Source organism: Treponema sp. OMZ 305 (genome assembly GCF_024181325.1).
Classification (GTDB): Bacteria; Spirochaetota; Spirochaetia; order Treponematales; family Treponemataceae; genus Treponema.
Genome location: NZ_CP051300.1, coordinates 1,863,947 through 1,876,270, shown reverse-complemented (window position 1 = coordinate 1,876,270; position 12,324 = coordinate 1,863,947). Strand labels below are relative to the sequence as shown.

Sequence of the window (12,324 nt, the reverse complement as noted above, 5' to 3'; positions counted from 1 at the left end):
GAAGGTATACGATGCTTGCCGTATTCCTTTATAAATTTTCGTCAACCGTAATCTTGCTTTCTTCAATATTGCATTGAGTGTTTAGCAGCGTTTTTACCGCTTCTGTTTTAACGGTAAACTGCGCATCGGTTTTAATATCTTTAAATGTATCGTCGCTGATATCCGTTAACACAGAGGACTTAATCGTTATCGTGCCTAAACTGACGCAACCCACAAAAGCGCTTCCGATTTTGGTAACACCTGTACCGATAGTAACAGCACTTAGCGCAGAGCAGTTTGAGAAGGCAAAGTCATCGATTTCAGTAACGCTATTCGGTATGGTAATACCGGTAAGGTTTGTGCAACGAGCGAATGCCGCGAATCCGATTTTAGTAACGTTATTACTAATAGTAACAACACTCAGCGCAGAGCAGTCCCTGAAGGCACTGGCACCGATTTCAGTAACGCTATCGGGTATGGTAATACCGGTAAGGTTTGTGCAATGAATGAATGCCGCGTCTCCGATTTTAGTAACGTTATTACCGATAGTAACAGTACTCAGCGCAGAGCAGTCCGAGAAGGCACTGTTACCGATTTCAGTAACGCTATCGGGTATGGTAATACCGGTAAGGTTTGTGCAATGAGCGAATGCCAATTGTCCGATTTTAGTAACGCCTGTACCGATAGTAACAGCACTTAGCGCAGAGCAGTTCGAGAAGGCAAGGTTACCGATTTCAGTAACGCTATTCGGTATGGTAATACCGGTAAGGTTTGTGCAATGAATGAATGCCAATTGTCCGATTTTAGTAACACCAGTACCGATGGTAACAGCACTCAGCGCAGAGCAGTCCGAGAAGGCACTGTCACCGATTTCAGTAACGCTATCCGGTATGGCGATACCGGTAAGGTTTGTGCAATGCTTGAATGCCCATCGTCCGATTTTAGTAACGCCTGTACCGATGGTAACAGCACTCAGCGCAGAGCAGTTCGAGAAGGCACTGTCACCGATTTCAGTAACGCTATCCGGTATGGTAATACCGGTAAGGTTTGTGCAACGAGCGAATGTCTCGACTCCGATTTTAGTAACGTTATCGGGTATGGTAATACCGGTGAGGTTTGTGCAATGAGCGAATGCCGATTCTCCGATTTTAGTAACGTTATTACCGATAGTAACAGCACTCAGCGCAGAGCAGTTCGAGAAGGCACCGTCACCGATTTCAGTAACGCTATCGGGTATGGTAATACCGGTAAGGTTTGTGCAATGAGCGAATGCCGCGTGTCCGATTTTAGTAACGTTATTACCAATAGTAACAGCACTTAGCGCAGAGCAGTTCGAGAAGGCATTGTTACCGATTTCAGTAACGCTATCGGGTATGGTAATACCGGTAAGGTTTGTGCAATGAGCGAATGCCGCGACTCCGATTTTAGTAACAGTATTCGGTATTGCAAGGCTTCCGACCAGTGCATTCCTATCCGTTACACCAGTGAGCCTACCGGTTGAATCGATTTGCAGTAGCGAAACATCTGCGGTCTTTTCTTTAAACGTAACGCTGACGGTGGTATGTGCAGTTACCGTCAATCTTGCCTTATTTTTATCAGCGCTGTCTTGTGTCGCACCCGTCCATGCAGCTACTTCGTATCCGGTATCCGGTATTGCGGTAAAGGTAAGTACGGTGTCCTTTGCAACGATGCCGTCGGCAGGCAGCGGAGGATCAACGTTTACCGTACCGTGTTCACCTTGATTAAGCGTTATCTTATACTTTTTGATTTCCGGTGTACTATTGCCGATTTTTTTAAATACCGGTGTTACCGATGCATCTGCCGTTACCGTCAGTGTCGCCTTGTTTTTATCGGCACTGTTTGGAGCCGCTCCAGTCCATTCTACCTCGTAACCGTTTTCGGGCGTTGCAGTAAAGATGAGTGTGGTATATTGTTCTACCATACCGTCTTTCGGCAGCACAGGATCAACAGTCACCGTACCGTGTGCACCTTGATTAAGCGTTATCTTATACTTTTTTATCTCCGGTTTCTTTTTAAACGTAGCGGTTATGGTTGCATCTGCCGCTACGGTCAGCGTTGCCTTATGTATATCAGCGTTGTCAGGTGTTGCTCCAGTCCAGCCGGCCAGTTCATATCCTTCATCCGGTGTTGCAGTGAAAGTAAGTTTTGCGTATTGCGCAACCATACCGTCTTTGGGCAGCACAGGATCAACGGTCACCGTACCGTGTGCACCTTGATTAAGCGTTATCTTGTACTTTCGTATATCAGGTTTAGCACTCTGCGGACAACCTGCCATCATTACTGCACTTGTCAATAATACAAGCGCACCCAGTAGTGAAGCGAATCTTCGTTTCATAATAAAACTCCTTTATAATAATGTGGAATTAGTAATATGTAATGGCTACATACGAGATGTATTGTGAAAGCTTGGCAATAGAGAACGCATATTGAAATTGGCAAAAATGCAACCGCGAAGCACGCAGAGAACGCAGAGGGTTTTATATCTACGTTTTGTTTTTGTGTGTAAACTGAGAAAAAATGATGATGCTTATAGGGAAAAGATAAAAAATTATCTAAAGAGAGTTCACGCTGTGAGCTGTGAGCTGTGAGCTGTGAGCTGTGAGCTGTGAGCTGTGAGCTGTGAGCTGTGAAATTTTGCTGCCGAGCATTACTCTGTCAAGCCCCTTTTGCAAATATGCAGCATATCTGCGTTGTCGCATCGCCAAAACTATACATCCTTGTATAGTTTTGACTGTGAGTTTCGCATACAGACGAAACTCACTACTGGTTAATACAAGCGGCGTCCATGCCGCTACTGCAAACAGTCCCCGACGTATCAGAACCGCCACGGACGGCGGTGGTTCTATGCAGTAGCACGTTTGCATTGCAAACGTGTAGGTAAACAATGTACAAGGACGTATATTGTTTACCGTGCCTGCGGGTGTTTTTTGTGCGCTCCTAGCATCTACGCCGCCTCTTTTCAAAAGGCTTACGGTAGACTGTTGCCCTGACAAAAGTATCTGCAGTTTGGAAAGAGATTTTTTATACAGTGGTAACTCGGTTCTACAGCTCGACATAGGGATTATTATAGAAGCAAAAGCGGGGAAATGCAAGGGAAAAAACAATGGGAAAAACAATGGGGAATTTGTAATGCGTAATTAAGGCTCGTATTCATCCATTACTCATTGACCGCACTTCGTTTTGAGTAAGTCCTGTCATTAGGCAAATTTCTGCTACCGGATAAGCACGTTGGCGCATCAGTCGTGCTGTTTCGAGTGCTTTTTGATGGGAACCTTTCTCAAAACCGAACGATTTCCCTTCAGCTAGACCATCTGCAACGTCTTCGTATATACCGCACTTATTCGGTTTAATAATGCAATAAAAATACATTTATTCGGTCGAAAAAACGCAGATGTCTATTGAATATTCGGTCGAAAAACGCTATCTTTGACTGAGAGGCCTGTATTTATGGAACGTACGATATTACATCAACTAATCAACTGGAAGAATAAGAAAAACCGTAAACCCCTGCTGATGACCGGTGTCCGGCAGTGCGGTAAAACGTACCTTATCCGTGAATTCGGTAAAAGGGCATTTGAAGAAACGGCATACTTTAATTTTGATGGAAATATGGGCTTACAATCGATCTTTGAGTTCGATTTTAATGTTGAAAGAATCATCGATGAACTTGAAACCGCCGTATATGGACATAAAATTCTCCCCGAAAAAACACTGATCATCTTCGATGAGATTCAAGATTGTCCGCGGGCAATACAGGCGCTTAAATACTTTTACGAAGAAAAACCGGAGCTGCATATTATTGCAGCAGGTTCATTGTTGGGGATAGCGCTGCGTAAAGAAGGCATATCTTTTCCGGTCGGTAAGGTTGACCGGCTTGAAATGTATCCGATGAGTTTTGAAGAATTTGTCATTGCAGACGGCGGGGGGAAATATATAGACGGTATCGGAAAATTCGCTCTTGACCGTGAGCTGCCTGCGCTCTATACGGTTCCGATGGAAAAATATCTGAAGAATTACTACATCGTCGGCGGAATGCCGGAAGCCGTGCAAACGTGGATTGACACGCATGATTACCGTCAGGTAGAAGAAATGCAAGAACAAATTTTAAAAGGCTATGCGGAAGATTTCGGCAAGCATACGACCGCAGAAACGGCAACAAAAATACGGCTGATTTGGGAGGCGATTCCTTCGCAAATAGCGCGGGATAACAACAAGTTTATTTTTTCCCGCGTAAAAAAAAGCGCGCGCTCAAAAGACCTTGAAGATGCGCTTGAATGGTTGGTAAACGCAGGTATTGCCTATAAACTGAATATGACGCCAACGCCGGAACTCCCCTTATCGGGAATGGCGGATAACACCTATTTTAAGGTATATATGGCCGATGTCGGGTTGCTCCGTAAAAAATCGAACATCCATTTTAAAACCATTCTTGAAGGAGATTCCGCTTATATACGGTTTAAAGGAGCGTTGAGCGAAAACTATTGTCTTACCCAGTTGAAGTGTATGGGAATAGAAGGTTATTTTTGGCGGACAAAAGCCGATGCGGAGCTTGATTTCTTAACCGATTATGCAGGCGCCGTCGTCCCTATTGAAGTAAAGTCTGCGGATAATACGAAAGCAAAAAGCCTCCAGCTATTTTGTTCCCGCTACGAACCTAAGACAGCGATTAAAACGTCTCTTAAAAATGTGGGTAGTAATGTGATTGGCTCTACCCGTGTGTGGAGCCTTCCGCTGTATACCTTATTCCGTATCAAGGACTATCTAACGCATGAATCGCCGCCGGTACAGCCGCTGGAAACTCTGCAGAAATGTAATCAATATACTCCAACACGCAGCATCGGGATATTAACCCCTCCGCACGAATAAAAAAGGGGAACCGCCGTATTCGACAGTTCCCCGTTAACTTTTTCAGGAAAGTTTTAGATTAGTACAAGTTGATATAGAATGTTTTTCCAACAATTTGATGAGCCTTGTTAGTTGCCTTTATCTGCAAGGTAATTTTTTGCGGAATATACTCCTGTGTCGAAAAAACACAAGACTTACCATCGGCAGCGCTGAGAATATCAAATTTGTTGATATACATTCCATTTCCAAGGTACAGCGTGCACTGCATATTGCTATATTCTTCCGTTGCAGGAATGGCAGGCGTTGTAAACGAAATTTTGACCCATGTATTTTGCAGCGGAGTTCCCGTCTTTTTGGGAATCGAAACATTCAAGCTTGAATCAGGGGTTACAGGAGTCAATGGAGTCAAATTGCTATCCCCATATTCAAAGACGATATTCCCTGCATCCATCTCTGTCAATGTTTCGAGATCCACGGTGCCGTTAAACGAGTGTCCGTATGATGCTGTAGCAATTATATTCTCGTATCCGTTATACGTTGTAAGCGGTGTAGGTGTATACGGCGGAGCACTTGGAATTTTGCCCCATCCGGTGAATGCTACCGCTCCTCTTGTAAGATAATTACCTGTTGCGGTAGCGGGAAGAGGAGAAGGAGTCGAATCAATCGTCATTAACGATACCGCAGTTCCCGTATAGGAATGATACTCTGAATATGTACCCTGTATAGGTTTATTGGTCGGCTGACCGTTAAGAATAAGTTCCCCTCCGTTCAGATTATAGGTAATGCGATATCTGCTGATATGCGGACCCATCGTTCCGTCAAATAAAACACAATTCGGAGGAGTTGTACCGCCGCTTGTTCCTCTTGCTACCCATGTTGTCGCAGGAGCTTCTCCCAGATAGTTGTGTGCGCGTATTTCCACATCATATACTTTACCGAGTTCAAGTTTAAGCGTACATTCCTTACTGCCGTATATGAGGTTTCCTTCATGGTATATGTCGGATGTTACAAACTCCTGAAAGCCGGGGGCTGCCGGCGGTGTTGTATACGTTGAGCTGAATCCGTAAATTACGGGAGTTCCTGCATTAAGAGGAGGTAGAGTTCCACTATAACTATAGGGGGTTATTTGAAGCTCATAATTGGTTTCATATCTACCGGGATCCCAGGTAAGCTTTGTATAAAAATATCGCCCTTCCGTATCTTCGCTGTTGTTTACAAGATATGCCCGTAAATTACTTGGCGGTTCCGGTTTTTTATTGAGTGGATCAATTTCTCCAACATCTTCCACAAGATCATGCCCCGGATTTACAATAAGCACATCGCTCCATGAACCGATAACGGTATAATTGCCGGGTGTGCCCTTATAGAAAACCATACGATAGTCATAAACGCCGGCATTCAGCGTTACCGCAGGGGTTTTCTCATACGTGAAAGTAAAGGTAACCGGAGTACCGCCGTGGGTAATACTCGATTCTGTTTTTACAGTATCAACAGTAGTGGGGGTTGACGCTCCTACCGGGGTATATTCAGTAATCAATTTTCCCGAATATGCATTGTAAATTCCCATCTCATAATAGGTACAAAGAGAATCAGGATCTTTTACCGTCCCGCTTATTTTTACTGTTCCCGGTGTTGTAAGACCTTTGGTCGACATCTTAAAAGTTGCTGTTCCGTTAGTTGTTGTCAAATCTATTGTGCAGTGTCCTACTAATACTTTTATGTTATCGGTGGCAGGGCCTTTATACGTAGTCAGAGTTAAATCCCATACGTATGCGCCAAGCGGCTTGGTAAAGGTGTAGGGACCGCTACCGGTAAGTGTAATGGTTTCGGATAAAGAATCTCCTGCATTTGATGTTCCGGTAAGAATAAACGTAAGCCCCGATGTGCCAAGAGTGTAGGGATTATGCGGATAAATACTGCGGGAAGCAGGATTTTGTGCTTGCTGAATCATTTTAGCATAATTCGGCGGTATATCCGTAACGGAAAAAGTTACAGTGCTTTCAGCGTTGCCGTCTCCCGACATCCGTCCGACTAAATTATGCGAACATCCAACAATGAACAATGTTAAAACTGCCAGTACAGCTACATATCTGTTTTTCAATCTCATACAAACCTCCTTATCAAGATTGAAAATAGGACATCTCAGCACAATGCTATTTTGCGAGATGTTCTTTCCTTATATAGGAATCTCTAAAAACCTCAGCTTTTAGAGGTTTTCCTTAGATTTACATAATCAGACTGCCTTTCAGTCTGCTGCATACAAAACTAAAACGGCGGTATCGGAATAGACCTTTCCTTTATACATTACCGTCAGTGTTACATCATATATACGGCTTTGACCGTCTGTTTTGAGCACTGCTGCATGCAATTTAGTGTCCGGAATATACACATTCAGACGTATGCCCGACTGTGTTATATGTGACGTTTGCTTGCCGACATCGGTAATACTCCATGTATAGCTTTCGCAGCCGAGGGGTGCAGTCAGTACGAGCGTATGCTCAATATCAACTTTATAGAGTTCTTGCAGCATCAGGCGGGCATTACCGGCGTCAAGAATATCTTGCGTGACGGCAGGTGTTTTTTCAAAATGTTTGTTGTAATCGTTGAGCACATCCTGAGGTGTTTTACAAGACAGAACAAAGAGAACAATACCGAGTACTGCTGCAAGAGAAATAGACCGTTGCATCATAGATCGGCTCCTTTGGTCTTAGAACCGCTTTTAAAATCGATTCTGCCGCCTATACTGATTTCCGGAAACAACTTCCAAAGTGAATCATAATTTAACGCCACAGCAAACGTAAAAAATTTTACACTGATACCGGTTGTCAATCTTCCCCCGTATGAAAAAAACGGTTTGGAAGCGGTAACTTTCGGGCGGGCAAGCGCACTTAACCGTGCCATAAGCGCAATTTCTTCAAACAAAACGGCATAGCCGCGGCGGTCTAACACTACTTCTATTCCGACAGGAATATATAACTCCCCCATCCATAAAAACGGAGACGCAATCCTTTTACCGTTAAAATCTTCATACTGAACGGGGAAAGGCCGTTTAGGAAGCGCCATCTGAGCACGTAGCCCTACGCCGACATACACCGGTGCGGTAAAGTGCGTATTTCGATATGCAACATCAGCCCCAAAAAGGAACCGAAAATTTGTCTTTTCCGGCTGTAAAAAACCCATAAATGTAGAAATAGTAAGGAAATGACTTTTCTCATTTTTAAGCGAAGGTTTAAACGGTTTGTTCGTTTCCGGCTCTTCTTCTGCTGCAGGCTGTGACTTCTGTGCAGGCTTTTCTTGAACCGCTTGACCGTCTTGGTTTTGCGGTACTTCCGGCGCCTTAGGATCACCGGAAGCGGCGCTATGCGACTCACTTCCCTGTGTTTTATCCCCCGATTTTTGTTGTTCTTCAAGTTTCAGTTTGTATACCGCACCGCTTGCACAGCCTACAAATGCCGCGTTTTCGGTATGGCAAAAATCGAAGGCGGTGATATCGGATGTTTCCGTTTCAGGCAGCCGCATAAGTCCGACAGACTTTTGCAACCGAATACTATAGATAACGATTTCATTTTTATCATTTAAAACAGCAACGGTATCGGACTCGGATAACGGGAGAAGGGCTCGGATTGTTTTACCGGTATTGATGCTCGTAACCTTTTGTCCCTGTAAGTCGGAAATTCTTAAAGATGTGCTATCTTCCGGACTGATAACGGATAAACTGTCAGCCGTAAAATAAACCGGTATCTCCGATTTTGTATATATATTATCGTATTATCGATACGCGCTGCTTGCTTGTAATTGGAACAATTCCATATATAGGCTGTTCCGTCTTTATCAATAGAAGCAAGGTATTTTTCATCATTGCTGAATTCGAGTCCGTATATTTCCGATTGATGCCCTTCTACCGTCCTCGTAATCATATCTTGTATAAAACGTAATTTAAAATGAATTTGAATTGAAAAGTCCGTAAACGCAGCTGCACTGTAATTCGTATTTTTGCTGAAAGCATTGCAGCTGATCGTTTTTCCATCCCCGTAGTCGGTTAGCATATATTCTTCGGTTTTGCCGTATACTTTCTTATCGCCGGAGGATGGGCGGTACAGCATAAATTTTCCTGCATGGGTCATGGCGATTAAAAGCTCACCGTTTTGTTCTTGGTAAAAAAGATTCCGGTTAATATCTGCATCGTGCATGCTGGATATCAGCGTATAGCCGGATGTGTTATATGTTGAAATCGAAGCGGCATCAGATACAGCTAAAATAGTGTCATCGGTATTTACAGAAAGTGAAGTAACAGGCTGCTGCAGCGTAACGATCTGCGCCGGTAATGCCGTGTAGCAGAAAAAAAGACAGCAGAAAAATACAAAGTGGAAACGTAAAGCGGCGCATTTCATAGACAACATCGGCAATGAAAACGTGCCGCGCGGAATAACAAAAACTTTATATAATATAATTTACGCTGTGAGCTGTGAGCTGTGAGCTGTGAGCTGTGAGCTGTGAGCTGTGAGCTGTGAGCTGTGAGCTGTGAGCTGTGAGCTGTGAGCTGTGAGCTGTGAAATTTTGCTGTTGGTTATAGGCGTGTCAAGCCCCTTTTGCAAATATGCAGCATATCTGCGTTGTCGCATCGCCAAAACTATACATCCTTGTATAGTTTTGACTGTGAGTTTCGCATACAGACGAAACTCACTACTGGTTAATACAAGCGGCGTCCATGCCGCTACTGCAAACAGTCCTCGACGTATCAGAACCGCCACGGACGGCGGTGGTTCTATGCAGTAGCACGTTTGCATTGCAAACGTGTAGGTAAACAATGTACAAGGACGTATATTGTTTACCGTGCCTGCGGGTGTTTTTTGTGCGCTCCTAGCATCTATACCGTCTATTTGCAAAAGGCTTACGGAGAGTATATTTTGTGCTTTGGTGAGAGGCGGTTTTGACTGTGGATATGCGGTGTGTCGGCTCGGCATATTTATAATTATAGGGCTAAAAATGAGATAATGCAAGAGAAAAAATAATGGGTAATGCCCCTGATATCCCCTACTTGGTTTTAAACTTTGAATTTGGAAACTTCTTCCGCCAACATCTCAATACTTTTCTTATTTTTCTGGCTGATTTCATCCACTTCATGAACGGCATTATTGATTTGTTCGGTACCGGAAGCCATCTCGTTCATACTATTTGTGATAATATGCGTTAAGTTGTCGAGTTTGTGCATTTCTCGCGTAACGCTTTCTCCGCCTTTGAGCATTTCTTCGGAACCGGCCTGTACTTCCATTGTAACCATATTGATATTTTTGATAGCAGTCAGCACTTCTTTGCTGCCCTTTTCCTGTTCGCGCATTGCTTCGGTAAGCCGATTACTCATGTCCTTTACCTGATCCGCCAAATTGAAAATAGCATTAAACTTGCCCTCAACCGTTTTAGAAGAATCCGAAAGCGTTTCAATTTCACCGCTTAACATTTTAAGCGTTGCCGTTATCGTTTTTCCCTGAACGGAAGATTCTTCAGCAAGTTTTCTGATTTCATCGGCAACGACGGCAAAGCCTTTCCCCGCCTCTCCTGCATGGGCTGCCTCAATAGCCGCATTCATTGCAAGTAAATTCGTTTGTGAGGCAATATGTTGAATAACGCTGGACGCTTCCATTAACGAACCTGATTCTTCGGCAAGTTTTTGCGTTACGCCGTTCGATGTTACAATGGTTTCTTTACCGGCGTTCGTAGCTGTTACAAGGTCTTTGATGGAATCGGAAGTTTTATTTAATATCTGTGTGATAGAAGCAATATTTGCGACCATCTGTTCTATCGAAGCGGTAGATTGAGCAACGCTTCCTGCTTGCGCTTCAATACTACCATTGAGCTGTTTGATTGTTTTAACGATTTCTTCAACGGTTGTAGCGGTTTCGGTAACACTTACACTTTGTGTTAACGATTGCTGTTTAACGCCGACGATATTTGCATTGATTTCATGAATTGCACTTGCCGTTTGGGTTACGTTACCGGCAAGCTCGCTACCGACCTGTCTCATACTATCCGTATTCGCTTTTACCGTACTGATGGAAGTTCTTATCTTTTCTATCGTCCGGTTAAAATACGACGACATAGCGCTGAATTCTTTCGAGGTATGGACAGACAAACTGACGGTTAAATCACCTTCACCTTCCGCTATATTTTCCAGAGCCTTATTTATCTGTCTAAACATAGAAGCAACATACGAAAGCGAAATAAAAACAGCGATTGCACATATCAAAAAGACAACCGTACCGAACAAAAATGCTTTAAGCCGCATGGTATATATATCAGCGAAAATACTTTGTTCCGATACGGCGATACAGAATATCCAACCTGTCAGAGAATCATAGTGCGGAATAGAAAGATAATACTCCTTGCCTACGTTAATTCTGAGGAGCTTATCGGTATCGTTTTGCATATCGCCAAGAAAGGCCTTATACCTTTTATCGGTGATACTATCGACTGTGTCATTAAACGAATAGTCGGGATGTACGACAAAATGCCCCGTTTGATCAACAATGAATACGGTACTTTTTCCGCCGCTATCATGCTCCATCAGCAGCGATTGCAGTTTATCAATCTTAATATTCGTCGCAAGAACACCGACCGTAACACCTTTTCGAACAAGCGGCGTACTCATCGTGATCATCGGAATATTCCGCACACTGTCCATATAAACATCGGTAAATGAGGTTTTGTTATTTCGTATCGCAACCGTATACCATGGCCGTTTTTTGGGAATAAAATCCGCGGGCGGCTGCCAGTCGGATGAGTCGATATATACACCGTTTTCAAGCCCTGCGTATATATCGAATAAAATTTCATGAAAATTTTTGTCGATATTAGAGGCTACGTCATACATCGCCTGAGGATCGTCGAGATGCCGCTCAACTTCACGGGCGGTTGTTTCCAATATCCTTGCCCGCTCCGTTACGAACGTATTAAGAAGCGATAAGTAGTAATTTTTCTCCGCGACAAGCGTTTCCTGTGCATTTACGGTGATTATCCGTTTTGCTTGGACAAACCATACCAACGACAGCAAAAACACAATGATTGCAAAGGGAATGGTCAACATAATTAATAATTGTGCTCTTATGGAAAGAGACGAATAACTGTTTTTCATATTAGATATTATTATCTCTATAGGGGAGATAATTGTCAAGAGCAATATTTCCGCGGCACTTATCCTGAACCTATTTGCCTATAAACTAAAAAACAAACATAATTAATCATAAAAAAATTTAGACTCTCCAAAATATTTTTAGTTTTTCCTTGCGTTTTATCCAATTCTATGGGATACTAAAGTATAGTGCAAATATCTTTGTGTTGCGTATCCATGGCAACCGTAGCGGAACTATTTCAAGCGGTTGCCTTCCTTAAACTGCGCGAAATTTAAAAAAAAGAAGATTTCGCGCAGTTTATTCTGGAAGAAGGGTAAACGCATTAGATAGCTAATATCAAAATTCGCAGAAT

General features: G+C 43.3%; 7 protein-coding genes. 1 reads left to right on the top strand and 6 read right to left on the bottom strand.

All coding sequences use genetic code 11. The annotated features are described in order from the left end of the window. Positions 1–28: 28 nt before the first annotated feature. Complete coding sequence (locus tag ABK01_RS08190) at positions 29–2,335, bottom strand: leucine-rich repeat protein (RefSeq protein WP_253675282.1); 2,307 nt, start codon at positions 2,333–2,335, stop codon at positions 29–31. Positions 2,336–3,447: 1,112 nt separating this feature from the next. On the opposite strand from ABK01_RS08190, the gene ABK01_RS08185 reads away from it, so the two are divergent. Further along, on the top strand, positions 3,448–4,866 hold the full coding sequence (locus ABK01_RS08185; protein ID WP_253675281.1) for an ATP-binding protein: 1,419 nt from the start codon (positions 3,448–3,450) through the stop codon (positions 4,864–4,866). A gap of 58 nt (positions 4,867–4,924) precedes the next feature. On the opposite strand, the gene ABK01_RS08180 is transcribed toward ABK01_RS08185, so the two are convergent. The 5 genes from ABK01_RS08180 to ABK01_RS08160 all read right to left on the bottom strand — a co-directional run bounded on the left by ABK01_RS08180 (position 4,925) and on the right by ABK01_RS08160 (position 11,974). Continuing rightward, complete coding sequence (locus tag ABK01_RS08180) at positions 4,925–6,952, bottom strand: hypothetical protein (protein WP_253675280.1); 2,028 nt, start codon at positions 6,950–6,952, stop codon at positions 4,925–4,927. 138 nt (positions 6,953–7,090) lie between these two features. After that, positions 7,091–7,534 carry a hypothetical protein gene (locus ABK01_RS08175; protein WP_212564635.1) on the bottom strand — a complete coding sequence of 148 codons (444 nt, stop codon included), beginning with the start codon at positions 7,532–7,534 and terminating at the stop codon, positions 7,091–7,093. After that, the gene (locus tag ABK01_RS08170; RefSeq protein ID WP_253675279.1) at positions 7,531–8,364 is read right to left on the bottom strand and encodes a spore coat CotO family protein; all 834 of its coding nucleotides are present in this window, start codon (positions 8,362–8,364) and stop codon (positions 7,531–7,533) included. The genes ABK01_RS08175 and ABK01_RS08170 overlap by 4 nt, the downstream gene beginning before the upstream one ends. 158 nt (positions 8,365–8,522) lie before the next feature. Further along, positions 8,523–9,236: a WD40 repeat domain-containing protein gene (locus ABK01_RS08165; RefSeq protein ID WP_253675278.1), complete on the bottom strand. Its 714-nt coding sequence runs from the start codon at positions 9,234–9,236 to the stop codon at positions 8,523–8,525. 653 nt (positions 9,237–9,889) lie between these two features. Then, positions 9,890–11,974, bottom strand: coding sequence for a methyl-accepting chemotaxis protein (locus ABK01_RS08160; RefSeq protein ID WP_253675277.1), 2,085 nt, complete (start codon positions 11,972–11,974; stop codon positions 9,890–9,892). Positions 11,975–12,324 lie beyond the last annotated feature (350 nt).

What these genes read in the sequence shown, in the direction of transcription:
- ABK01_RS08170 (WP_253675279.1), bottom strand. Translation starts at nt 8,364, where the DNA reads ATGCGGCTGCCTGAAACGGAAACATCCGATATCACCGCCTTCGATTTT.
- ABK01_RS08190 (WP_253675282.1), bottom strand. Translation starts at nt 2,335, where the DNA reads ATGAAACGAAGATTCGCTTCACTACTGGGTGCGCTTGTATTATTGACA.
- ABK01_RS08165 (WP_253675278.1), bottom strand. Translation starts at nt 9,236, where the DNA reads ATGAAATGCGCCGCTTTACGTTTCCACTTTGTATTTTTCTGCTGTCTT.
- ABK01_RS08175 (WP_212564635.1), bottom strand. Translation starts at nt 7,534, where the DNA reads ATGATGCAACGGTCTATTTCTCTTGCAGCAGTACTCGGTATTGTTCTC.
- ABK01_RS08180 (WP_253675280.1), bottom strand. Translation starts at nt 6,952, where the DNA reads ATGAGATTGAAAAACAGATATGTAGCTGTACTGGCAGTTTTAACATTG.
- ABK01_RS08160 (WP_253675277.1), bottom strand. Translation starts at nt 11,974, where the DNA reads ATGAAAAACAGTTATTCGTCTCTTTCCATAAGAGCACAATTATTAATT.
- ABK01_RS08185 (WP_253675281.1), top strand. Translation starts at nt 3,448, where the DNA reads ATGGAACGTACGATATTACATCAACTAATCAACTGGAAGAATAAGAAA.